The sequence below is a fragment of the Tepidicaulis sp. genome (genome assembly GCF_965222285.1).
GTDB lineage: Bacteria > Pseudomonadota > Alphaproteobacteria > Parvibaculales > Parvibaculaceae > Tepidicaulis.
Map to the genome: position 1 here is coordinate 3,039,379 of NZ_OZ244942.1, position 21,549 is coordinate 3,060,927.

Here is a 21,549-nt window from a genome sequence, read left to right on the forward strand (position 1 = left end):
CTCTTTCTTTGCTGGGCCTGGCTGCTATCATCACGTTCAGGGGATATACCCTAGGCAGGGCATACCCGCACGAAACCTTGAGTAAATGGGAAGGATTGCAGCTTGAGCACCGAGCAACAGACGGTCGCCGAAAAACCGTCTGCCAAACGCATTCGCCGCACCGCCGAAGAAGCCCAGCGCCTGATCCTGGATGCCGCCGAAAAGCGCCTGGCCGAGCAGGGACCGGAAGGCATCCGCCTCCAGGACATTGCCCGCGATGTCGGCATTTCCCATCCGGCCATTCTCCACCATTTCGAAAGCCGGGACGGGCTGGTCCGCGCGCTTATTTCACGGGCCACCGCCCAGCTGCGCGACAAGCTCTTTTCCACAATCCCCGATATCACGGGCGAGGAACAAGACACTCATAGCCTGGAGCTTATCGAAAGTGCGTTCGAGGCGCTGAGTGACCGGGGTACGGCAAGGCTTCTTTCCTGGCTTTTGCTGACAAATTCGGAGCGCGCCAAGCCGGTCAATCCGTCCGCCGAATTGCTGCAGGACGTTTCCGAGCGGCTGCACACCCAGCGAATGCGCTTTTCCGAGGAAAGGGAAACCCCCGCCCCCGACCATGAGGACACCGTTTTCATGGTCATGCTGACGGCTTACGCGGCTGTCGGCGAAGCGATCATGGGCCGGGATTTCTATCAGGCCGCCGGCCTTGCTGCGGACGCCGAAACCGCCCACCGCTTCCGCGGCTGGCTCGCCGCGCTTTTGGAGCGCCACGCCATCGAGCCTTACAAACAGGCCGGCAAACAGGGCGAGGACCATATGGACGGGGAAAAAGCCTGATACGGCCTCCTCGCCCCGCCTAACTCGCCTTCCCGTGGCTGCGCCACGCGAAGCCGAAGGCGAAGCGTGGTGCGGGTGGTCGGACTCGAACCGACACTCTGTCACCAGAACTGGATTTTGAATCCAGCGCGTCTACCAGTTCCGCCACACCCGCACGAGGCTGAAAGCGCCGATGACGCCTTGGCCGAAGCGGCGCCATGATAGGGACAGGCGTCCGCGCGTCAATGGAAACCGCATGCCCCGCTCCAGATTCTGGCCCTTCCGGCCGGGCACAAGCCCATAGACAGGTCCGCCCGCCCCCTGTAAGCAAATCCACATGCTTAGAAAGCTCTACGACTGGACCCTTTCCATCGCCGCCCATCGCCATGCGCGCTGGTGGCTGGCCGCCATCTCCTTCGCTGAGAGCTCGTTCTTTCCCGTACCGCCCGATGTCGCGCTCATGCCCATGGTGCTGGCCGAGCGCAAGCGCGCCTTCGAATACGCGCTGATCTGCACCATTGCCTCCGTGCTGGGCGGGATCGCCGGTTACGCCATCGGCTATTTTCTCTTCGACACGCTGGGTGCCTGGATCCTCGATGTGTACGGCTATCACGAGAAATTCGCCGCCGTGCAGGAGAGCTACAATGCTTACGGCGCCTGGATCGTTTTCACTGCCGGGCTGACACCGATCCCCTATAAAATCTTCACCATCGCGAGCGGCGTCACCCAGCTCAATCTGGCGGTCTTCTTTGTCGCGAGCTGCGCGGCAAGGGGCCTGCGCTTTTTCGCCGTTGCCGCGCTTTTGTGGTGGTTCGGCCCGCCCATCCGCGCTTTCATCGACAAATATTTCGGTCTTCTATCAATTCTCTTTGTCATCCTCTTGATCGGCGGCTTCCTTGCCGTCAGCTTAGTGCTCTAATCTGCAAGGAGAAAAGCATTGGCTCTTATCCCGATCCCCAGCCGGTCGGTCCCCTGGTGGGTGCTCGCCATCACTGCCTTGACCATCGGCGGGGCGCTTTTCTTCGAACATGTCATCGGCCTTCAGCCCTGTAGCCTTTGCCTTGTGCAGCGCAATCCCTATTACGCCGCTTTGCCGCTCGCCTTCCTTGCAGGCGTTGCCAGCCGCGAGGCGAATATCGGCATCATTCCGCTGGCACTGATGGGCGCGCTGACATTGATCTTCATCGTCAGCGCCGGGCTCGGCGTCCATCATGCCGGCGTCGAATATGGCTGGTGGGAAGGCCCTGCCGGCTGCAGCGGCGGCCTCGCCTTCCCCGGCTCCGTCTCCGACCTGCAGGCGCAATTAGAGGGCGCGCGGCCGGTGCGCTGCGACGAGGTGCCATGGTCCCTCTTCGGCCTTTCTCTGGCAGGCTACAATGTGCTGATCTCACTTGGCCTTGCCGCTTTGAGCGCCCTACCCCTCATCCGGGCCTATACGCAGCAAGGCGTGGAGGATGACGAATGAGCATGACGAAAACCGACGTGCAAAAAAAATCGCAGCGCCCGCAGCCCGGCAATCCGCGCACGCCCGAACGCATAAAGGAAATGCTGCGCGTCGATCATGCCGGTGAATATGGCGCAGTGCGCATCTATGCCGGCCAGCTTGCCGTCTTCAAAACCTTGGCGCACAAAACCGAAACGAGCGAAGCGCTGGCGCGCATGGAAGCGGAGGAGCAGGAACATCTTGCCCGCTTCAACGAATTGCTGAACGAGCGCCATGTGCGCCCCACTGCCTTTTCGCCCTTCTGGCACGTAGCAGGCTATGCGATGGGCGCGGCCACTGCGCTCATGGGCGAGAAAGCCGCTCATGCCTGCACCGTTGCCGTGGAAGAAGTGATCGAGGAACATTACGCCTCTCAGGTGCGCGAGCTTGAAGCGCTGGGCGAGGAAGAAAAACCGCTTTGCGAGACGATCGAGAAATTCCGCCTGGAAGAAGTGGCGCATAGAGACGAAGCGCTGGAGAAAGGCGCAAAAGATACTCCTGGCTATCCTTTGCTCGCGGGCGCCATAAAATCCGCCTGCAGACTGGCGATCCGGCTTTCCGAGAAAGTCTGAAACCTCTCTTTCAGCGCGATAGAATGCCGCACCGCCGGTGTGGTTAACGACTCGGCGCGGAATATTCTGTACGTAGACGGAAATATTCCCGGATAGCTGAGTACACCCCCCATGCCCACTTCCGACAATTCCGCACCGGGCGGGCCGATCACGAACCGGCCTACATCCGAGGCGACGACATCTTCTTTGCTTGAACTTCCCGTCGCGCGTCACGCGCCGGGCCACCCTCTGTTCAGCACGCTCTATGCGCTTTGGACAAGCCTGGAAGGTACGCCGCCTGCCTGGCACAGGTTTGATCCGCAAAGCGCCGCGGGCACCATGGCACACGCCTTCATCTTTCAATTCGAGCCCGAAACCGGCCGCTACTGCATCCCCTTTATGGGCGCGGAGTTGCAGCGGCTGATCGGCGAGGATTTCTCGAACCATTATCTCGACGAAATTTTCCCCGTCGGAAATCTCGCCGGCACGATCATGCGTCTCGAGCAATGCCGCAAGACGGGCGAGGCGTTTCTGATCCAAAAGAAAACGAGCTGGGCGGAAGAACAGCAGATCGTTTTCAACTCGCTCTTTCTTCCCTTCACGGATGAAAAGGGCGCCGTCACCACGGTTCTTGCCGCGGTCGATTTTGGCAATCCCATCGTGCCCTGCGCTTACGAGCCGGCGCCTGCTTACGGTTCGAGCTCGCTGTCCCAGTAAAGATAGTCGCGCCAGCTCGTGTGCAGATAGTTGGGCGGGAAGCGGCGCCCGTTGCGGTGCAGCTCATGCACCGTGGGCTGACAGGGTTTCTGCGCAGGGATCATGCCTGCATCCTTGGGTAGCCTGTTGCCTTTGCGCAAGTTACAGGGCGCGCAGGCGGCCACCACATTTTCCCAAACGGTCTGCCCGCCTTTCGAGCGCGGAATGACATGGTCGAATGTCAGCTCATGCGCATCACCGCAATATTGACACTCGAACTTGTCGCGCAGGAAAACATTGAACCGCGTGAAGGCAGGATACTTCGCAGGCTTCACGTAAGATTTCAGGCAGACGACGGACGGCAGCTGAATTTCGAAGCTCGGGCTGTGCACCGCCGTGTCATAGGTGGAAACGATATTCACCCGGTCGAGAAAGACCGCCTTGATCGCATCCTGCCAGGACCATAAGGACAAAGGATAGTAGCTGAGCGGCCGGTAGTCGGCGTTCAGGACGAGGGCCGGACACGCATCCGGCGAAACAAACGCGGCCTGGCTCACTGACGGACCTCCCTCTGTCATTCTGCCTGCCGAGAAACTACTATATCTTGTGCAACACTCTTGTGAAATAGCGAGAATTGGTCAAAAGCCAAGAAGCCCGAAAAATTATGAGCGATCGCCCCTCACCGCCTGTCTTCCGCTTCGCCCCAAGCCCCAATGGCTACCTGCATTTAGGCCATGCCTATTCGGCGCTGGTCGGGGCACAGGCGGCGGAAAACGCAGGCGGGCGCTTCCTTTTACGGATCGAGGATATCGACCGCGGCCGCTGCCGGCCGGAATATGAAGAGGCGATTTTCGAGGATCTGGCCTGGCTCGGCCTCTCCTGGGAAGAGCCGGTCCTGCGCCAATCCACCCGCTTTGATGCCTATGAGGCGGCATTGAAAAAGCTGCGGGCGCTGGGTGTCGCCTATCCCTGCTTCGCCACCCGGAAAGAAGTCATCGGCGCCATCGAAGAATCGGGCATCGGTCTCGACCGATGGCCGCGCGATCCGGACGGCGCACCGCTTTACCCCGGCCTTTACAAGGACCTGGCGCCGCGCGAGCTCAGCCGGCTGATGTGGGAAGGGGTGAGCTATGCCTGGCGGCTCGACATCGAAAAGGCGAAGGCCCTGGCGGAAGAAAAACAGGGCGGCCCGATCTTTTTCACGGAAGAAGGCGCAGGTCCCCGGGGAGAAACCGGCCGCCTTGCCATCGAGCCAGAGCTTTACGGGGACACGATCATTGCCCGCAAGGACGTGCCGACCTCTTATCATATCGCCGTCTGCGTCGATGACGCCGCCCAGGGCGTCACCCATATCAGCCGGGGCCAGGACCTTTTCTACATGACCCATATCCACCGGCTCTTGCAGGTGCTGCTGGATCTGCCCGAACCTACCTACCGCCATCACCCGCTCATCCGCGATGAAACCGGGCGGCGGCTCTCCAAAACCGCGAAAGACATGGGGATAAGGGAACTGCGGAGCGAAGGGCTCAGCCCCGACGATATTCGCGCCATGGTCGGCCTTGCCGAAGCCGAACGGGCTTAAAGAAAGATATTCAGCATCACCGTCAACGTGACGAGGCTGAGCGCCGTTGCCAGCACGACGGCGGAAGAGGCCGCGCCTGGGGCCGCCTGATAGCGCGAGGCAAGCACGAAAGAGAAAACCCCCGTCGGCATGGCCGCCATGGTCGTTGCGACTTTCACCCAGAGCGGGGAAAGCCCGAAGACATAAAAAGACAAGACGAAGACGATGAGCGGATGCACCGCGAGCTTGAAGAAGGAAATCGTCGCCGCGGTGCCGACCGAGCGCTTGATCTCATAACGCGTCAGTGTCGCCCCGAGCGAGAAAAGCGCGCAAGGGATGCCCGTGCGGGCGAACATTTCGAGCACCGTGTCGGCAGGGCCCGGAATGCCGAGCCCGAGCTGGCCATAGGTAATACCCAAAGCCAGCGCGACGATGACGGGGTTCGTCACCATGCCTTTCAGGCTCTCGCCCAAAATCGCAGGCGGGGTCAGGCGCTTGCCGCCGCGCGGCTTCGTCGTCTCCAGCAAAAACGTCGCGATGGTGAAAATGGTCAGCCCGTGAAAGGCAAGGATGAAGAAAAGCGGCACGCCCGCTTCTTCCCCGTAAGCTGTGAGAATAATAGGAATGCCGAGCATCACGGTGTTGGAAAACCCGCCGCCGAAACCGACGATCACGCTGTCGGCGGGCGAGCGGCGCAAAAACAAAAAGGCCGCCGCCCCGCAAAGCGCCCAGACGATGAGCACGCCGCCATAATAGGAAAGCCAGAGCCCCCAGGGCAGTTCAGCGGGAAGCTCGGTATTGGCGAGCGCGCGGAAGAGCAGCGCAGGCAGCGCGAAGGTGAAGGCATATTTATCGATGCCGTCGATCGCCTTGTCGGAGAGAATACCGAACTTGGCCGCCAGAAGGCCGACGCCGATCACACCGAAGATCGGCAGAACGAGACTGATACCCGCTTCCATTTGATCACCCGCAAAGAAGCGGGAGAGGCCCCGCAACGGCGCGGACCCTAACGGCGCGGGCTCATATGGTCAAATCGGGAAAGAATGCTTACCAGTCATAGAGCCCGGTGAAGTTTTTAAAACCGGCCCCTTCCGCATAAGCCTGCCAGGCAGAGCGGAAACGCGCGGTCGTCTTCGGGCTGTTGAAACCTTGCCCGAGACCGAGGATCACCAGTTCCTCGCAGCCCTCGTAATGGGCCTCTTGCGGGACAGGCAGCTTACCGCCCCATTTCGTCAGCTTGCCATAGTCGGAATCTTCGGCCCCGTCCGTGAGCAGCACCACGGTGGTGGGCATGGCCTTGCAATCGACGACCTGCGCCATCGTGTCGAGAAAAGGCACGATGTTGGTTTTCATCTGCGCCTCAAGCTTGCCCTCTTTGACAAGCGCGGGAAGATTGGCAACGAGCGTTTGAATACCCTCCGCCACATCTTCAGGCCGCGCCCGCGCGGAAATCACCTGATCGATTTTGAGATGATTGGACGAGGCATCATAAACGCCGAACGTGCGCACCATGACGCGCGAGCGCAAAGGCAGAGCATCCAGCTCTTCACCCAGCCGGGCGGCGACACGCGCCGCATAACCTGCATCGGTGATCAAGGGATTGGATTTGGAAAGATCGAGCCCGACCAGGATCTGCCGCGCGCCCTCCGCTTCCGCGCGGCCCGCATCGACGGCAAGCGCTGCGCCCGGCGCGCCCATGAGAGACGCACCGAAGAAAAACGCGCCAAGGAGTGCCAATCCCCGCATCGGCCTATTCCGCTGCACGCTTGTAACCACCCGGAGCCGGAACCTCCCGCGGACCGCGAAAGGGAGGTAGAATGTCACCGGCGGGTTCCCGCAGGCCCTCCTGTGAGACACGCCCGGCCTGCATGGCATGGCGGGAATATTTCTCCCACCAGGCCCGGAAGGCTTCTTCATAGCGGGTGACCGTGTGCGACTGTTCGGCAAGCTGCGGAGCGGGCGCGGGCTGGGCCTCCGCCTTCGCTTTGCGGCCCCAGCGCGGCGCAGGCAGCGCCTTTTGCGCAGAAGCAAGGCGGCGGCGCGATTCCGACAGGCCCTGTTCATAAGCCTGACACTCGCGCATCAATCCGGCCCAAAGCGCATGGCGGCGGTTTTCCGTACCTTCCATTTCAGAAAGACGCTCGCGGCTTTCCGCATATTCTTCTTCCAATTGGGCAAGCCGGGCCATGTCGCGCTTGCGCTGCACGAAATCCCGCGTCAGGAAAAGCCGGCGCAGATTGTTGAGCGCAAAGTGAAGGCACATGGCCGCAACGCCCGTGACCACCAGAAAGATCACGCCGAGCGAGGTCATCCAGAAAATCGGCTGATAGCCGCGCACCGTGGCAACGGAACCGGCGGCGGCTTCCGCCCCGCGCGTTGCATCCGTTTCAAGCCCGAGCTCGGCCAGCGCCCCGCCAAGCGAGCCGCCGGAGCCGCCCGCGCCTACTTCCGCAAGCCCGTTCGGCAGCGACATCATGGCGAGAAGAAAGCCGACGCCGCCCAGCATCAGAAGCGCAAGCAGGAAAACAACGCGCACGAAAATGCCGCGCCCGAAGCCCGACATATGCTCGATAAGAATATGCGCGGCGATCGTGGCGAAGAGTACTTGCAGCGATTTGAACGTAACGGAGGTTGCCAGCGTGCCCGGCAGTTCCAGAAACTCATTGGCAAGAGCGCGCGTCCAAAATTCCGTGACGATGGCGTAATCGACGAACAGCGCACCGCAGGTCACGAGCACCGCCAGCACGACCGCGCCCATATAGAAGGGACGGAAACGCGCCTGGCGCTCGCTGGCAATATAATTGTCCTGGATCTGCGCGCGGGTGCCGTCGGTGATAAGGGAATTCATCTGAAATCTCATCTCGCCCTCCTTACGCCTGTTTCTTCGCGGAAGAGCGGCGGAAGCGGCCCCAGAAGCCGCCCGTCTTCGGATGCTCATCCTCAAGCGGCGCGGCAAGGCGCTTGGCGAGCCCCACGATCTCCTGCTCCAGCACTTCCTGGCGCGCGCGCAGCCCGTGCAGCTCGCTCATATAGGCTTCATCGAGCGCGGTGAGCGAGGCGTAGATGTGAATGTCGGGAAGCGGCTCGCCGTTGCGCCCATACTCATAAGCGGCATCGAGCGTGCGCCCGGCACCTGCGGCTTTTCCGGCGGATGAATAGGATCGGCTTGCCTGCGCCATGTCTCACCTCTTCCTTGCGGCCCGCGCGGGAGGGCGGGCTCGTCTCCGGCGCGAACGCCGGTCTGCATGTGAAGGGCGGGCGGCACATCAGCGTTTCGGCCCCCCGGCCCGCTCTCACGGCGCCCTGTCGATGCGCCTGAAAGCCCTGCTCCCGGTAACGCCGCACAAGACCGGAAGCTCTTTACTTTTGCGCAATCAATATGACGAAACCAGTCCTGAAATGCGGCTGAAATGTGATCTTTTTGCAGATCGCCACGGGCGGGCCGGGGTCCGGATGCGCCCCCGATGCGCCAAATACGCACGAATCTGCCCGCAAAGGCGGCATTTGCCTGCCGCGCGGGCGTTCACGCCGGCGGGAAAGTCCGGCAGTATTTTCGAGAGTACGGCGCCTATTCGCCCTGCTTTTCAATCCCCGCCCAGACCATGCGGGCGAATTGTTCGGCTTTCAAAAACCCGTCGCCCCATTCCGCATCGAGCGCGGCGAAGGGCTTGGAGGCCACCCAGTCGGCATAGGAAAGGCCCTTATCCCGCGCGCCATGCGCGCTGGCGGAGGCGGTTTTCAACATCTCACGGAAGGCAATGAGATCGGCGCGCGTCGCGAGCGGCCCATGGCCCGGCATGAAACGTGTTTCCTCATTCGTTTTGTCCAGCACCTTGCCAAGCGCGGCGATCACCCCGTCAATGCCGCCGCCCGACCAGGCATCGATCACCGGATAAAACCCGTTGAAGAAAAGATCGCCCGTATGCACCACATTCGAGCGCGGCCAGTAGATGAAGGTGTCGCCATCCGTATGCGCGCCGTGCACATGGATAAGCTGCGCTTTTTCCCCGTTCAGATGAATGGCCGAGCGGTCATTATAGGTCAGATGCGGCAGGGCCGCTTTCGGCGCGGGCGGCGCCGGGCGCTCGAAGGCGGTAATCTCCTGTCCCTTTTCCATCCGGGAGCGGACATTCTCATGCGCGAAAATCAGCGCGCCTTCCTTGCCCAGATTCTCGTTTCCGCCCGTATGATCGCCGTGCCAATGGGTGTTGACCACCAGACGGATGGGCCCGGAAGAAATCGCACGCACCGCCTCCAAAATGGCCGGCGTCATCGGCGCGAATTGATCGTCGATCAGATAAACCCCGTCCGGCCCGGCGGAGACACCGATATTTCCGCCCTGCCCGATCAGCATGTAAAGCGTCTCCGTCAGTTTGACGGTCTCGACCTCCGGCAGGTTTTGCGCGTGAGCGGGAAGCGCGCCGCCAACCGCCAGCGCAGCAAGCCCGAACAAAGGCGCGGCAAGCTTTCCACGGCTGATTTCAAACAATTTCCCGGCTGCGCTCATACCATCCTCCTGCAATTTGTGAGGAGGCACCCTGATGCAGCCAAGGCTCACCGGCAATCAACGAAAGCGTGAGGCGCTCACGCACCAATTTGGCCTGAATCAGCACAATGACTATTTACGCTCATCCAAACTCCCCTCTATGATAAAATCATAGTTTCCTTGGAGGGAGGGGAAAATGGAGAAGCCAGATTTTCTTTTATCGGGGGAAGCGGCACGTTTGATTCCAATTCTTCCGGACGGCCAACGTGAATGCCGAACGACGTCCATCATTTTGGCAGGCATGATGGCCGTTCCAGAATTTGGAAGAAAGTTGCTTGCAACTGCTGGTGTCCGCGTCGGCAAGACCACCAGTATCGAATGCTTTACCGAAATAGTTCTGAAGAACGCCTCCAAGCAAACGAAAGATCGCCCCGATGGCCTGATTGTCCTCAAAACAGGTAAGAAAGTTTGGCGTGCCTTGATTGAGGCAAAAGCCGGCACCGCAACATTGGACAAGCATCAGATCGAAACCTATGTCCAACTTGCCAAGCAAAGCAATATCGACGCCATCATCACCATCTCAAATCAGTTCGCTGCCTTGCCGACGCACCATCCAGTCGACATTCCGAAACGCGGCCTCAGCGGCATAGAACTGTTTCATTGGTCGTGGACCTATATTCTGACAGAGGCCACACTGCTTCTAACCAGCTCTGAGCTCAAGAATCCCGACCACAAGTATTTGCTATCCGAAATTATCCGGTATCTCCGATCGGACCGGTCCGGTGTGACGCGCTTCGATCGAATGAATGCTGAGTGGAAAGATCTGATAAGCGCCATCCAAAATCGGGCGCCATTGGATAAGAGATCAGATCTGGTCACGAACAGCGTCGCAAGCTGGTTTCAAGAGCAGCGCGACATTTCTCTCCTGATGAGCCGAAAGCTAGGAAAACGTGTTAGCGTTAAACTCTCCAGAACTCACACGGATTCGCCCGAAGAACGTTTAAATAGCGAGATAGAGCAGCTTGTTGAGAAACATCAACTCAAACTCGATCTCGACATTCCCAACGCTGCATCTCCTGTTGAAATTATAGTCGACCTTCTGAGGCGAAGCGTCATTTGCTCCATGCGCCTGGAGGCCCCCAAAGACAAGAAAAGCCCTTCTGCCCGACTAAACTGGCTCCTCCGGCAACTTCCCCAAGATGCAAATCAAAACATCCATATACGAGCCAACTGGCCGGGACGCACACCACCAAGCCAAGCAACTCTCAAGGACATTAGAGAAAACTCAGACTGCCTAATCGGCAGTCAGGCAAATAGTGATCTCCGCTCGTTCGACGTTATGCTCGTTGTGGATATGGCTGCCGATCTAGCCCGAACCACGAAATTCATCGAGAAGATCGAAAAAATTATACCTGCATATTACGAACAGGTTGGACAGCATCTTCGGGCGTGGGTAGCACCACCACCTAAAATTCGCAGGGACGTTAGTGAAGACCCGGTTCCAGCCGAGACATACGCAACCGAGCACAGTGACGAAGTGAGCAAACTTTCTGCACCTGCGGAGGAGACCGAGTCTCATTCAACAGCCGAAAACTTAAGCAGAAGCGCTGCTTTAAGTCCCGATGACGAAAGCCTGGAGATTCCAGACTTCCTTATTCGAAACACACAGACAGCGTAATGCGCGTAGAATACCGATCACGCCGCCCGCTCGTCCGGGTCCACGAGGGTGACGACATCGGCCATGATCTTGTTGAGGTCAAAATCCTTGGGCGTATAGACGGCGGCGACGCCCGCTTCGCGCAGGCGCGCTTCGTCTTCCGCCGGAATGATGCCGCCGACGATGACCGGGATATGATCGAGGCCCGCCGCGCGCATCCGCGTCATGACATCGGCAACAAGCGGCACATGGGAGCCTGAAAGGATCGAGAGCCCCACCACATGCACATCGCCTTCCTGCGCGGAGGCAACGATCTGCTCCGGCGTCAGGCGGATGCCTTCATAAACGATATCCATGCCTGCATCGCGCGCGCGCACCGCAATCTGCTCGGCGCCGTTGGAATGCCCGTCGAGACCGGGCTTGCCGACGAGAAACTTGAGCCGCCGCCCGAGCTTCGCCGAAACCGCATCTACAGCCGCTCGCAGCCCGTCAAGCCCGCCCGCATCGTTGCGCGCGGCTTTGGAAACGCCGGTCGGGGCGCGGTATTCACCAAAGACCGAGCGCAGCACATCGCCCCACTCGCCCGTCGTCACGCCCGCTTTCGCGCAGGCAATGGAGGGTTCCATGATATTGCGGCCTTGGCTCGCCGCGGCGCGCAGTTCGTCCAGCGCGGCTTGCACCGCGCCTGCATCGCGCGCCTCGCGCCAGGCTTTGAGCGCGGCGACCTGCTCGGCCTCCACACCCTCTTCCACCGTCAAGATCGCGCCTTCACCAGCCGTGAGCGGCGAGATGGCGGTTTCCACATATTTGTTGACGCCGACAACGGAGAGCGAGCCTTCTTCGATGGCTTCAAGCCGCGCCGCATTCGACTGCACGAGACGCTCTTTCATGAAGGCGCTTTCGACGGCGGCCACGGCCCCACCCATTTCCTCGATCTGGCGCAGCTCTTCAAGCGCCGCCTCTTTCAGCTCACGGACTTTCTTCTCCATGACCGTGGAGCCTTCGAAAATATCTTCATATTCCAGAAGGTCGGTTTCGAAGGCGAGGATCTGCTGGGCGCGCAGCGACCATTGCTGATCCCAGGGGCGCGGCAGGCCGAGCGCCTCGTTCCAGGCGGGAAGCTGCACGGCGCGGGCCCGCGCGCCCTTCGAGAGCGTCACCGCCAGCATCTCGATGAGAATGCGGTAGACGTTGTTTTCCGGCTGCTGCTCGGTCAGCCCCAATGAGTTCACCTGCACCCCGTAGCGGAAGCGGCGCAGCTTTTCATCTTCAACGCCGTAACGCTCCCGGCAAATCTCGTCCCAAAGCTCGGTAAAGGCGCGCATCTTCGCGATCTCGGTGACGAAGCGCACACCCGCATTGACGAAGAAACTGATACGCCCGACGACACGGGCGAAATCGGCCTCCGGCACCTGCCCGCCCGCTTTCACCTGATCGAGCACGGCAATGGCGGTCGCCAGCGCATAGGCGAGCTCCTGCGTGGGCGTCGCGCCTGCCTCCTGCAAATGATAGGAGCAGACATTGGTGGGGTTCCATTTCGGCACTTCGCGGTAGGTATAGGAAATCACATCCGCAATGAGCCGCATGGAAGGTTTCGGCGCAAAGACATAGGTGCCGCGCGAGAGATATTCCTTGATGATGTCGTTCTGCACCGTGCCGGTGAGCTTTGCCCGGTCCGCCCCCTGCTCATCCGCCACCGCGATATAAAGCGCCAGCAGCCAGGCGGCCGTCGCATTGATCGTCATGGAGGTGTTCATCTGCTCGAGCGGGATCCGGTCGAAAAGCGCGCGCATATCCCCGATATGGCAGACGGGCACCCCCACCTTGCCGACCTCGCCTTTCGCCAGCACATGGTCGCTGTCATAGCCGGTCTGCGTGGGCAGATCGAAGGCGACGGAAAGGCCCGTTTGCCCTCGCGCCAGATTTTCCCGGTAAAGCGCGTTCGAGGCCTTGGCCGTGGAATGGCCCGCATAGGTGCGGAAAATCCAGGGGCGGTCTTTGTCGTGCTGAAAGGGCGTCTCGGCCATCTGCCATCTCCGGGTGGGCATGTTTCCGGAGCCAATAGCACAGCGCGCCCGCGCCGCCAAACCCTGACGGCCCGCGCGACGCTGCGTTTTCCGGGCTCTTACGGCGAAGTGGCCCTAGAGCACGTCGGAGAGAATGTCGACGATGATGCCCGTCGCCGCCGCCACAAGCAGCACGTCATCCCCGACGATCAGCCGCTCATAACCCTCATAGACGGGCAGGCGCAGAGACAGATCCTGCGGCAGATAGCGCTTGGCGATGCCGGGCGGCAGCGGTTTGCCGCGGGCGAGGTTCTTGGCGATGCCCGGCGGCAAGGGCTTGCTGGTCATGCCGTGGCGGCCGAAATAGTCGCGGATGATCTCGGTTTCATTGACCCCGAAACGGATTTCGGCGTGAAGGCCGAGATCGACATCACCGCCGCCCTCAGCCCCTTGCTTGGCATGGCCGGGCGGTCCTGCATGGCCCGGCGCCTTATCGCTCTTGGCCATTGCCGGCCCGGCTGAAAAACCAAGCGCGATGGCGAGCAAAAGCCGGGGGCCGAAAAAGGCGCGCAGGAAAGAGGCGTATTTGCCTGACCGGCTAGAGTGGGCGGTGATGGTCATGGGAAACTCCCCTGCTGAATTCTGCAACTTGCCCCATAAACGCCCCCGCCTGTGCTTTGTGCCCGCACCGGCCCTCGCCTCTTTAAAGAAATTGCAGGGCGGGAACCGTGCCCCCGCCGCTTCGTTCTATCAAATCCTTAGGTCCTGCCGGGCCGCCCTGTACCGCTCTGCCGGTTTAAAGAGTCTCGCACCTCATGGACCTGCTTTTAAGCATACTCACGCTTTTGACCGTCCTTGCCGCTGCCCTGCAGCTCACGCGGTCATCCGCCTGGTGGATCAGGGCGCTGGATTTTCCGCTCGCCCAGTTCGCGGCCTGGACGGGACTGTTGCTGCTTGCCCGCTGTCTCGTGCTGCCGGAAACGGCCTGGCGCTTTGCGCTGGAAACAAGCCTGCTGATCCTCATTCTTGCGGCGCTTCTGCGGCGCATCTGGCCTTATACGCCGCTTCATGCCCGCGAGACCCGCCGTGCCGAGGACCCGCCTGCCAATACGCGTCTGCGTCTTCTCATCTCCAATGTGCTGATGACGAATAGAAATGCCGCCCCTCTTATAGAGGCCGTAAAAAGAGAAGCGCCGGACGTGCTCATCGCGCTTGAAACGGATACCTGGTGGCAAAGCCAGCTCGATACGCTGGACCCCTCCTACCCCCATACGCTGAAATGCCCGCTCGATAATCTTTACGGCATGCATATCTATTCGCGCCTGCCGCTGGGCGAAGCGCATATCGATTACCTCATCGAAGAAGACATTCCCTCGATGCATGTCTGCCTGCGTCTGGGCAATGGCCGGGGCGTGCGCCTTCATGCGCTGCACCCAAGACCGCCGGGCCCGGAAGGCAATGACACATCGGGCGAGCGGGACGCGGAGCTGATCGTCGTCGCCAAAGCCGTGCGCGGCCATAAAGAACCCGTCATCGTGGCCGGCGATCTCAATGATGTGGCCTGGTCGCCCACCACGCGGCTTTTCCGCAAAATCAGCCAGTTGCTCGACCCGCGCATCGGGCGGGGTCCGGCACCGACGTTTCCGGCGGCCTATCCGTTCTTACGCTGGCCGCTCGATCATCTGTTCCACTCGGCCGACTTCAGCCTTGTAGAACTGAAGCGCCTCGGCCCCATCGGCTCCGACCATCTGCCCATTCTTGTCGATCTTGCTCTGAACGAGGAGACCCGCCCAGACCAGACCCGCACCGCCATCGCCGAAGAAGAAGACCGTGCCTGGGCCCGGCAGATCGTGCGGCAGGAAGATGTGTCCGCCGCCGACGTTCCCGAACCGGATACGGCGCCCGGAAACACGAAAAAGCCGGACCCCGTTTCAGGGCCCGGCTCCGGATAGGCTGCCAACTCAGTTGGTTGTCAGCCCGGCTCGTTTAAGCTGATTTGAACAGCTTCACATCGAGCGCCCACTTATCCTCGTCCTTGAAGGCCATCAGCGCCACGGTCGCCGAGACGACGCAGAGCGAGGGGAAGAAGAGGATATTCACCGCCTCACGCCCGAAAATCAGGCCGAGCGGATCGACCAGCGAAGGCCAGATCGCCGCCGCGCCGAGCGCCAGCGAGATGAACTGAGCGGGATAAGCGATGGAGCGCAAAAGGCCCAGAATCACGCAGAGCGCCAGCAGCGTCTGGCCGGTGCCGAGCACATATTGCAGCGTCTCGTTGCTCAACAGCCCGCCATAATATTTGTCCGAAACGCCGATCGCCTCCTTGGTCGCGCCGAGCCGCACGATCGCCCAGATCAACAGCAAAAGCCCCGTCGACAGACGCAGCAGCAACAAAGATAGTGGTTTCATTCTATGCCCCTCATGGAATCGGGCGCCGCAGCGCCCTTGAACCGAAGGGGATAAAGTGGGCACGGCCCCGCCTTGCCGCCAGCCACGTTTTTGTGAGGCCCATTTGCGAGACCAGCCGAATATCGGCCCTGCCGCCGATTTGCCGCAAGGGAGCTGGCGGGATATATACCCGGCAATCTGTCCTTCTCTTCAGCAAATGGGGCCTGCCCAGCCATGACCGCATCCGTGATTTTGCCCGACCTGACCCGCCTTCTTGCAGCGGGCAGCCAAGAAGCCGAAAAAATGCTGGCGGCGGCGCGGCGCGGCGTGTTCGACCTCGTGGCCGTGGACGGCAAACCGGACCGGGCAAAACTCGATGAAGAACAATTTGCCTGCCACGGCCTTGCCTGGCTCGCGACTTATGTGGAAGCGCTGCGCCAGCTTCACGCCTATGCCGCGCGCATGGAAGAAGAAGGCCGCTTCGGCGAGATCGAGCAGCTTCTTGTGCAGATCGGGGCCGGGGAATATCTCAACCAGATCTCCGGCGGCATCCAGATGAACCAGACGGAGATCGTGCGCCCGCACGATCTTCACATTCCAGATGACGTGCATGCCGCCTTCCATACGAAAGACGTGCGCGCACTTTGCGTGGAAGGCAATACGCCTGCCGTGCGCGCGCGCCTTGCCCAACTCATGGCCGAACAGGCGGGCACGGCGAGCTTCGGCGATAGCGGCCTCGATGAAACGCTGAGCCAGATCCGCGAGCAGATGCGCCGCTTTGCCGACGAAAAAGTGCTGCCCCATGCCCATCAATGGCATCTCGACAATGCCTATATCCCGCTCGATGTGATTGCGGAAATGTCCGAGCTTGGCGTGTTCGGCCTCACCATCCCGGAAGAATTCGGCGGGCTGGGCCTCGGCAAGGAAAGCATGTGCGTCGTCTCCGAAGAACTTTCGCGCGGCTATATCGGGGTGGGCTCGCTCGGCACGCGTTCGGAAATCGCCGCCGAGCTCATTCTGGGCGGCGGCACGGACGAGCAGAAAAACCACTGGCTGCCGAAAATCGCCTCCGGCGAGATTCTGCCCACCGCCGTTTTCACAGAGCCTAATACCGGCTCCGACCTTGCCTCGCTGCGCACGCGCGGCAAGAAAGACGGTGATGTTTACAAGATCACCGGCAACAAGACCTGGATCACCCATGCCGCCCGCGCCGATGTCATGACGCTGCTGGCGCGCACCAATGACGCGCCGGGCTATAAGGGCCTGTCCATGCTGCTGGCGGAAAAGCCGCGCGGCGATGACGATGAACCCTTCCCCGCCAAAGGCATGAGCGGCGGCGAGATCGAAGTGCTGGGCTACCGCGGCATGAAGGAATTCGAGATCGGCTTCGATGATTTCGAGGTGAAGGCGGAAAATCTCTTAGGCGGGGCGGAAGGCCAGGGCTTCAAACAGCTCATGGTGACGTTCGAAAGCGCGCGCATTCAAACCGCCGCCCGCGCCATCGGCGTGGCTCAAAGTGCGCTGGAAATCGGCCTGCAATATGCGCAGGAGCGCCAGCAGTTCGGCAAGGCGATCTTCTCCTTCCCGCGCGTCTTCACGAAACTTGCGCTGATGGCGGCGGAAATTCTGATCGCCCGCCAGCTCACTTATTTTGCCGCGCGCGAAAAGGATGAGGGCCGGCGCTGCGATCTGGAAGCGGGCATGGCAAAGCTGCTCGGCGCGCGCGTTGCCTGGGCGGCAGCGGACAATGCGCTGCAAATCCATGGCGGCAACGGCTTCGCGCTCGAATACCCGATCAGCCGCGTCCTCTGCGATGCCCGCATCCTCAATATCTTCGAAGGGGCCGCGGAAATTCAGGCCCAAGTCATCGCCCGCCGCCTTCTCGACGGGGTGAACTGAGCACGGCGCTGAAATCGGTCCTGTTCGAAAGCTGCCCGCCGGGATAGGCTCGCGCCAAAACAGGTCTGGCGGATAGGGCGGGTCTGGCGGATAGCAGCGGGCGGAACATTTCATGCGGAAAACAATCTGGGCGTTGGGCGGCACGGCCCTTTTTCTCGGCCTTCTCTGGACCGGGATCTTTCTTGTCTATATGCCCTCCCAGCTTGCGGTCGTTGCCCGCCAGCCCATCACCGAAACCCCGCGCGCCGTCGGCCTCGACTTCGAAGAAGCCGTGGTGGAACCGGAAGATGCCCCGCTCAAGCTGCGCGGCTGGTGGATGCCTGCAGGTGCTCCACAAGCCGGGCTTCTGGCCATTCACGGTGCCGGCGGCACGCGCGAGATGCGCGCCACCAAAGGCCTTGGCATTTACAAGGACATGAACGCGCGTGGCTTTTCCATTCTTGCCATCGATCTGCGCAATCACGGCCAGTCGGATGGGGACGGCACGGGCCGCTTCGAGCTCGGACTGAAAGAACGCCATGATGTGCGCGCGGGCCTTGCTGCCCTCAAAGCGCGCCTGCCCGGCAAGCCGCTTTATGCCTTCGGTCTTTCCATGGGCGGGGCCTCGCTCATTCATGCGCTGACCGATGAGGAGATGGGAGGCGCGCTGACCGAAGATTTGGAAGGGCTGATCCTGCTCGACCCGCTGCTCGATTATGAAAGCGCGACGCGCGCCGGCACCTATGCGGTGACGGGCATTCCAGGGGCAATGGCAGGGCCCGCCATCTGGACGGCGGAACGGTTCTACGATTTTCCCGGAAAAGCCGACCGCCCGCTGGAGCGCGCCTCACACGTAAACCTGCCGATCCTGATCCTTCAGGATGCGGGCGATCCCGTGACCCAGCGCCCCTTCGCCGAAGAATTCACCCGCCTCAACAAACAAACGAAGCTCTGGCTCGCGCCGGACGTGCCGGCCGACCACCCGGCCATGGGCCCCGCCGGGCGCTGGGGCACCCATGGGCGCGCTTATCTGCTGCACCCGGAAGCCACGATGCATCAGATCGATCTCTTTCTGGCGGCAACCGGTCACGGCGACCGGCAAACGGCAGAACAAGCAGCTGGTCAGGCGGCCAATCAGGCCGCCAATCAGGCTGCAGGGGCGCCTGCCACAGCCGCGCCATAAAGCCCTGCCATGAGAGCAGGTCTCGACACGCTTCCTCACGCAACTAGATCAAATCCATGACAGACATTTTCGACTATCTCATTCCTCTTTCTCTCGCCGCCGTGCTGGTCGTTCTTCTGGCCGGGCTTTGGAACATGATGCGCGGCGGCTCCGCCTCGCGCTCCCAGACCCTGATGCGCTGGCGAGTCGGGCTGCAATTCGCAGCCATTTGCGTACTGATGGCGGCATTTTACTTCACAGCAGCGTGAGATACCGCCCGCCGCTGCGCCCCCGCCGTTCCGATCTGATGCAGATAAGCAACGCCCCCCGGGAAACCGACCGTTCCCCCTCGCACTTGCTTTGGACAAGCCCCTCCCGTAACCATTATTAACTCCTCAATTCCCTTCCTTCAGATAGGATGGGCTTAGGAATTGATGCGCTTTACTGGGGAAGCGCAGTCATGATTTTACGAAGGGGGCTCCCGTGATCCTTAGAAAGACCCTTGCTTGCGCCATGCTCTTTGCGACCCTTGGCGCTGTCCCAGCATTTGCCGCAGAAGACTCGATCGTCGACGAAGTGCGCCTCGGCGTGATGGACCATGAACTGTCCTTGTTCCGTGACGACACGGACGAAGACGGCGTCGACATCAACGGCGAAGTGCTGTTCACCTCGCCGGACTGGCTGGAATGGGCCGGTTCTCCGCGCCCCCATCTCGGCGCGACGATCGCCACCCATAACGACACCACGAGCTTCATCTATACGGGCCTTGCCTGGGACTGGAACTTCTGGGGTCCGCTTTTCGTGGAAGGCGCGTTCGGCGCGGCTCTGCATGACGGCGAAACGGGCACCTCCACGCAGCAGAACGAACTCGGCTGCGCCTGGGCGTTCCATGAAAGCGCTTCGCTGGGTTACAACCTGACCGACAATCACCGCCTGATGCTGACGCTGGAGCACATCTCCAACGCAAGCCTGTGCGATGACAATGAAGGCCTGACGAATATCGGCGTCCGCTACGGCTACCGCTTCTAAGCCGGACGGAAATAGATTTCGAGAAACGGGGCTTCGGCCCCGTTTTTTATTGCCTAAAGCCCGGGCTGGACCTTTTTAAATTATCGTTTTACAGAAATTTATTTCTGTATTATGGATTCCCTTGAACCCAAGGGAGAGATCCATGACCGACCGCACCCGCCGCATTACCGTCCTCAGCGCCGTCACCAAACATCTCTGCAGTTTCCTTTTGATCGCCCTGCCTCTCGGCCTTGCCGCCTTCTGGCTGGTCTTCGCCGAGCCCGATCCCGCCCGTTTCGGCCCGGGCTTTGCCATGGGTCCCGATACGCCACTGGAACGAGGCCTCGGCCTTGGCCTCTCGCTGATCCCGCTTGCCATCGCTCTTTTCGCGCTCATCAATCTGCGCCGGCTTTTCAGCTTCTATGCGGCAGGGGTCTATTTCACGCCCGCCACCGTGCGCTGCTTCACGAACATGGCCTGGGCGCTTGTCGCGGCAACGCCGGCGGGCATCCTGACGGGCGCGGCGCTTTCCGTCGCCCTTTCCTATGACAATCCGGCCGGCCAGCGGGAGCTGGCCATCTCTCTTTCCTCCGCCCAGCTCACCATGCTTCTGACCGGCATCGTGCTCCTGGTCATTTCCTGGGTCATGGCCGATGCCGTGCGCCTTCAGGAAGAAAACGCCGCCTTCGTCTAAGGACCTTCCATGCCCATCACCGTTACGCTGGACGTCATGCTGGCCCGCCGGAAAATGCGCTCCAAAGAACTTGCTCAAGAGATCGGCATTACCGAGGCCAATCTCTCGCTTCTGAAATCGGGCAAGGTGAAAGGTGTGCGCTTTGAAACACTGGAGGCGATTTGCCGGGCGCTCGCCTGCCAGCCTGGCGACCTTCTCGTCTACGAGCCCTCGAACGGCCCGCCTTCACCTCTTGGCAGGGAGGCGGCGGAATGAGACAGGCGCTCTTCATTCTCCTTGCCGCCGCTCTGCTCACCGCCTGCAGCCAGGCCGCGCGGGAGAGATTCGCCCGCGATCTTTGCCAGAATGCGCCCAATTGCACCGCTTATGACAAGGACGGCAAGCCGGTGAGCAACAAGGATTTTTGCGTCGGACGGCAGGTTTGCCGGGGCGTGCCTTAAGCGCCCCCCAAAAACTCGCATGATGATCATCATGCGAATGTTGACGCGGCAGGCGCCGCCCATTAGCGTCTCTTCTCTCAAAGGGGGGAGAGATGAACGCAAAACAGCACAAGCCGTCCGGCAAACGGGCCGAAAGCAAGGATGAGAGCCGGCAGCGGATTCTCGCAGCCGCCGCCGACATGCTGCGCGAGGAAGGGGGCGGCAGCTTTTCCGTCGCCGATGTCATGGCCCGCGCAGGCCTGACCCACGGCGCCTTCTATTCTCACTTCCCCGACAAAGACGCGCTGATCGAAGCGGCCTTCCGCGCCGCCTTCAATTACCGGGAAAGCTGGCTTGCCGCTGCCGAAGGCGCGCCCGCGCATGAACGCGTGCCGCGCCTCCTTGAAGGCTACCTCAACGCCAAGCACCGCGACCGCCCGGCGGCCGGCTGCGCCTTTGCTGCTTGTGCCCAGGAATTTGCCCATGGCACCGCCGCCCAGCGCGGCGCTTTTGCCGATGAGATCGAAACCACGCTCAGCCGGCTCACCGCCTTGCTCGCAGGTAAAGACGGCAACACCGATACAGCTGCCTGCGAGAGCGAAGTGATCGGCCTTCTCAGCTTGTGCGTCGGGGCCATGAGCCTTGCCCGCGCCGTGGAGGATCCCGCCCTTTCAAACCGCATTCTGGAAGCGGCCTTGAATTACGGCCGCAGGCAGGCCGCCTGAACACATCTTTCGACGACAACTAAAAACAAAA

Annotated in this window: 25 protein-coding genes and 1 tRNA gene; 16 read left to right on the forward strand and 10 right to left on the reverse strand. The window is 61.0% G+C overall.

The genetic code is table 11. From position 1 onward, the window contains the following. Positions 1-102 precede the first annotated feature (102 nt). Entirely contained in the window at positions 103-825 is a 723-nt protein-coding gene (locus tag ACOQOT_RS14440; RefSeq protein ID WP_420559890.1) for a TetR/AcrR family transcriptional regulator, read from the forward strand. Between the two features lie 67 nt (positions 826-892). Here the strand turns inward: ACOQOT_RS14440 and ACOQOT_RS14445 are convergent. Then, a tRNA-Leu gene (locus ACOQOT_RS14445) sits at positions 893-979 on the reverse strand. Positions 980-1,141: 162 nt separating this feature from the next. Here ACOQOT_RS14445 and ACOQOT_RS14450 point away from each other — a divergent pair. From ACOQOT_RS14450 to ACOQOT_RS14465, 4 genes are all read left to right on the forward strand, one after another. Beyond that, positions 1,142-1,723, forward strand: coding sequence for a YqaA family protein (locus ACOQOT_RS14450; protein WP_420559891.1), 582 nt, complete (start codon positions 1,142-1,144; stop codon positions 1,721-1,723). An 18-nt stretch (positions 1,724-1,741) separates the two neighbouring features. Further along, complete coding sequence (locus ACOQOT_RS14455) at positions 1,742-2,269, forward strand: disulfide bond formation protein B (RefSeq protein WP_420559892.1); 528 nt, start codon at positions 1,742-1,744, stop codon at positions 2,267-2,269. After that, positions 2,266-2,859, forward strand: coding sequence for a demethoxyubiquinone hydroxylase family protein (locus ACOQOT_RS14460; RefSeq protein ID WP_420559893.1), 594 nt, complete (start codon positions 2,266-2,268; stop codon positions 2,857-2,859). The genes ACOQOT_RS14455 and ACOQOT_RS14460 overlap by 4 nt, the downstream gene beginning before the upstream one ends. A 111-nt stretch (positions 2,860-2,970) precedes the next feature. Next, positions 2,971-3,555, forward strand: a complete 585-nt coding sequence (locus ACOQOT_RS14465; RefSeq protein WP_420559894.1) for a PAS domain-containing protein — start codon at positions 2,971-2,973, stop codon at positions 3,553-3,555. Here ACOQOT_RS14465 and ACOQOT_RS14470 read toward each other — a convergent pair. Further along, positions 3,528-4,091 (reverse strand): HNH endonuclease, encoded by a 564-nt coding sequence (locus tag ACOQOT_RS14470; protein ID WP_420559895.1) that lies wholly within the window; start codon positions 4,089-4,091, stop codon positions 3,528-3,530. The genes ACOQOT_RS14465 and ACOQOT_RS14470 overlap by 28 nt on opposite strands. A 107-nt stretch (positions 4,092-4,198) precedes the next feature. On the opposite strand from ACOQOT_RS14470, the gene gluQRS reads away from it, so the two are divergent. After that, complete coding sequence (gluQRS, locus tag ACOQOT_RS14475) at positions 4,199-5,116, forward strand: tRNA glutamyl-Q(34) synthetase GluQRS (RefSeq protein WP_420559896.1); 918 nt, start codon at positions 4,199-4,201, stop codon at positions 5,114-5,116. Here the strand turns inward: gluQRS and ACOQOT_RS14480 are convergent. From ACOQOT_RS14480 to ACOQOT_RS14500, 5 genes are all read right to left on the reverse strand, one after another. Continuing rightward, entirely contained in the window at positions 5,113-6,054 is a 942-nt protein-coding gene (locus tag ACOQOT_RS14480) for an AEC family transporter (RefSeq protein WP_420559897.1), read from the reverse strand. The two genes, gluQRS and ACOQOT_RS14480, sit on opposite strands and share 4 nt — an antisense overlap. An 88-nt stretch (positions 6,055-6,142) precedes the next feature. Continuing rightward, positions 6,143-6,841: a hypothetical protein gene (locus ACOQOT_RS14485; protein WP_420559898.1), complete on the reverse strand. Its 699-nt coding sequence runs from the start codon at positions 6,839-6,841 to the stop codon at positions 6,143-6,145. Between the two features lie 4 nt (positions 6,842-6,845). Beyond that, positions 6,846-7,955, reverse strand: coding sequence for a hypothetical protein (locus ACOQOT_RS14490; RefSeq protein ID WP_420559899.1), 1,110 nt, complete (start codon positions 7,953-7,955; stop codon positions 6,846-6,848). Positions 7,956-7,965: 10 nt separating this feature from the next. Next, the gene (locus ACOQOT_RS14495) at positions 7,966-8,274 is read right to left on the reverse strand and encodes a hypothetical protein (RefSeq protein ID WP_420559900.1); all 309 of its coding nucleotides are present in this window, start codon (positions 8,272-8,274) and stop codon (positions 7,966-7,968) included. A 389-nt stretch (positions 8,275-8,663) separates the two neighbouring features. Continuing rightward, entirely contained in the window at positions 8,664-9,602 is a 939-nt protein-coding gene (locus ACOQOT_RS14500) for an MBL fold metallo-hydrolase (protein ID WP_420559901.1), read from the reverse strand. Between the two features lie 175 nt (positions 9,603-9,777). On the opposite strand from ACOQOT_RS14500, the gene ACOQOT_RS14505 reads away from it, so the two are divergent. Then, positions 9,778-11,259, forward strand: a complete 1,482-nt coding sequence (locus ACOQOT_RS14505; RefSeq protein WP_420559902.1) for a hypothetical protein — start codon at positions 9,778-9,780, stop codon at positions 11,257-11,259. A gap of 17 nt (positions 11,260-11,276) precedes the next feature. On the opposite strand, the gene ACOQOT_RS14510 is transcribed toward ACOQOT_RS14505, so the two are convergent. Beyond that, positions 11,277-13,265: a methylmalonyl-CoA mutase family protein gene (locus ACOQOT_RS14510; protein ID WP_420559903.1), complete on the reverse strand. Its 1,989-nt coding sequence runs from the start codon at positions 13,263-13,265 to the stop codon at positions 11,277-11,279. 114 nt (positions 13,266-13,379) lie between these two features. Then, positions 13,380-13,865, reverse strand: coding sequence for an anti-virulence regulator CigR family protein (locus tag ACOQOT_RS14515; RefSeq protein WP_420559904.1), 486 nt, complete (start codon positions 13,863-13,865; stop codon positions 13,380-13,382). Positions 13,866-14,059: 194 nt separating this feature from the next. Between ACOQOT_RS14515 and ACOQOT_RS14520 the strand changes: the two genes are divergently transcribed. Next, positions 14,060-15,196, forward strand: a complete 1,137-nt coding sequence (locus tag ACOQOT_RS14520) for an endonuclease/exonuclease/phosphatase family protein (RefSeq protein WP_420559905.1) — start codon at positions 14,060-14,062, stop codon at positions 15,194-15,196. 34 nt (positions 15,197-15,230) lie between these two features. On the opposite strand, the gene ACOQOT_RS14525 is transcribed toward ACOQOT_RS14520, so the two are convergent. Then, positions 15,231-15,653 carry a hypothetical protein gene (locus ACOQOT_RS14525; protein ID WP_420559906.1) on the reverse strand — a complete coding sequence of 141 codons (423 nt, stop codon included), beginning with the start codon at positions 15,651-15,653 and terminating at the stop codon, positions 15,231-15,233. A 213-nt stretch (positions 15,654-15,866) separates the two neighbouring features. On the opposite strand from ACOQOT_RS14525, the gene ACOQOT_RS14530 reads away from it, so the two are divergent. From ACOQOT_RS14530 to ACOQOT_RS14565, 8 genes are all read left to right on the forward strand, one after another. Continuing rightward, a complete protein-coding gene (locus ACOQOT_RS14530; protein ID WP_420559907.1) occupies positions 15,867-17,531 on the forward strand; it encodes an acyl-CoA dehydrogenase family protein in 1,665 nt (554 codons plus the stop codon). A gap of 112 nt (positions 17,532-17,643) precedes the next feature. Further along, positions 17,644-18,693, forward strand: a complete 1,050-nt coding sequence (locus ACOQOT_RS14535; protein ID WP_420559908.1) for an alpha/beta hydrolase — start codon at positions 17,644-17,646, stop codon at positions 18,691-18,693. Between the two features lie 56 nt (positions 18,694-18,749). After that, complete coding sequence (locus ACOQOT_RS14540; RefSeq protein WP_420559909.1) at positions 18,750-18,941, forward strand: twin transmembrane helix small protein; 192 nt, start codon at positions 18,750-18,752, stop codon at positions 18,939-18,941. Positions 18,942-19,155: 214 nt separating this feature from the next. Further along, on the forward strand, positions 19,156-19,701 hold the full coding sequence (locus ACOQOT_RS14545; protein ID WP_420559910.1) for an acyloxyacyl hydrolase: 546 nt from the start codon (positions 19,156-19,158) through the stop codon (positions 19,699-19,701). A gap of 142 nt (positions 19,702-19,843) precedes the next feature. Next, the gene (locus tag ACOQOT_RS14550) at positions 19,844-20,374 is read left to right on the forward strand and encodes a DUF2975 domain-containing protein (protein WP_420559911.1); all 531 of its coding nucleotides are present in this window, start codon (positions 19,844-19,846) and stop codon (positions 20,372-20,374) included. Between the two features lie 9 nt (positions 20,375-20,383). Beyond that, on the forward strand, positions 20,384-20,629 hold the full coding sequence (locus ACOQOT_RS14555) for a helix-turn-helix domain-containing protein (protein ID WP_420559912.1): 246 nt from the start codon (positions 20,384-20,386) through the stop codon (positions 20,627-20,629). Next, positions 20,626-20,814, forward strand: coding sequence for a hypothetical protein (locus ACOQOT_RS14560; RefSeq protein WP_420559913.1), 189 nt, complete (start codon positions 20,626-20,628; stop codon positions 20,812-20,814). Before ACOQOT_RS14555 ends, ACOQOT_RS14560 begins: the two co-directional genes overlap by 4 nt. A 92-nt stretch (positions 20,815-20,906) precedes the next feature. Beyond that, complete coding sequence (locus ACOQOT_RS14565) at positions 20,907-21,518, forward strand: TetR/AcrR family transcriptional regulator (protein WP_420559914.1); 612 nt, start codon at positions 20,907-20,909, stop codon at positions 21,516-21,518. Positions 21,519-21,549: the final 31 nt, after the last annotated feature.

Excerpts from the sequence above, each read along its gene's own strand:
- ACOQOT_RS14450 (WP_420559891.1), top strand. The coding sequence starts at position 1,142 with ATGCTTAGAAAGCTCTACGACTGGACCCTTTCCATCGCCGCCCATCGC.
- ACOQOT_RS14460 (WP_420559893.1), top strand. The coding sequence starts at position 2,266 with ATGAGCATGACGAAAACCGACGTGCAAAAAAAATCGCAGCGCCCGCAG.
- ACOQOT_RS14465 (WP_420559894.1), top strand. The coding sequence starts at position 2,971 with ATGCCCACTTCCGACAATTCCGCACCGGGCGGGCCGATCACGAACCGG.
- gluQRS (WP_420559896.1), top strand. The coding sequence starts at position 4,199 with ATGAGCGATCGCCCCTCACCGCCTGTCTTCCGCTTCGCCCCAAGCCCC.
- ACOQOT_RS14480 (WP_420559897.1), bottom strand. The coding sequence starts at position 6,054 with ATGGAAGCGGGTATCAGTCTCGTTCTGCCGATCTTCGGTGTGATCGGC.
- ACOQOT_RS14485 (WP_420559898.1), bottom strand. The coding sequence starts at position 6,841 with ATGCGGGGATTGGCACTCCTTGGCGCGTTTTTCTTCGGTGCGTCTCTC.
- ACOQOT_RS14490 (WP_420559899.1), bottom strand. The coding sequence starts at position 7,955 with ATGAGATTTCAGATGAATTCCCTTATCACCGACGGCACCCGCGCGCAG.
- ACOQOT_RS14495 (WP_420559900.1), bottom strand. The coding sequence starts at position 8,274 with ATGGCGCAGGCAAGCCGATCCTATTCATCCGCCGGAAAAGCCGCAGGT.
- ACOQOT_RS14500 (WP_420559901.1), bottom strand. The coding sequence starts at position 9,602 with ATGAGCGCAGCCGGGAAATTGTTTGAAATCAGCCGTGGAAAGCTTGCC.
- ACOQOT_RS14505 (WP_420559902.1), top strand. The coding sequence starts at position 9,778 with ATGGAGAAGCCAGATTTTCTTTTATCGGGGGAAGCGGCACGTTTGATT.
- ACOQOT_RS14510 (WP_420559903.1), bottom strand. The coding sequence starts at position 13,265 with ATGGCCGAGACGCCCTTTCAGCACGACAAAGACCGCCCCTGGATTTTC.
- ACOQOT_RS14515 (WP_420559904.1), bottom strand. The coding sequence starts at position 13,865 with ATGACCATCACCGCCCACTCTAGCCGGTCAGGCAAATACGCCTCTTTC.
- ACOQOT_RS14520 (WP_420559905.1), top strand. The coding sequence starts at position 14,060 with ATGGACCTGCTTTTAAGCATACTCACGCTTTTGACCGTCCTTGCCGCT.
- ACOQOT_RS14525 (WP_420559906.1), bottom strand. The coding sequence starts at position 15,653 with ATGAAACCACTATCTTTGTTGCTGCTGCGTCTGTCGACGGGGCTTTTG.
- ACOQOT_RS14530 (WP_420559907.1), top strand. The coding sequence starts at position 15,867 with ATGACCGCATCCGTGATTTTGCCCGACCTGACCCGCCTTCTTGCAGCG.
- ACOQOT_RS14535 (WP_420559908.1), top strand. The coding sequence starts at position 17,644 with ATGCGGAAAACAATCTGGGCGTTGGGCGGCACGGCCCTTTTTCTCGGC.
- ACOQOT_RS14540 (WP_420559909.1), top strand. The coding sequence starts at position 18,750 with ATGACAGACATTTTCGACTATCTCATTCCTCTTTCTCTCGCCGCCGTG.
- ACOQOT_RS14550 (WP_420559911.1), top strand. The coding sequence starts at position 19,844 with ATGACCGACCGCACCCGCCGCATTACCGTCCTCAGCGCCGTCACCAAA.
- ACOQOT_RS14555 (WP_420559912.1), top strand. The coding sequence starts at position 20,384 with ATGCCCATCACCGTTACGCTGGACGTCATGCTGGCCCGCCGGAAAATG.
- ACOQOT_RS14560 (WP_420559913.1), top strand. The coding sequence starts at position 20,626 with ATGAGACAGGCGCTCTTCATTCTCCTTGCCGCCGCTCTGCTCACCGCC.
- ACOQOT_RS14565 (WP_420559914.1), top strand. The coding sequence starts at position 20,907 with ATGAACGCAAAACAGCACAAGCCGTCCGGCAAACGGGCCGAAAGCAAG.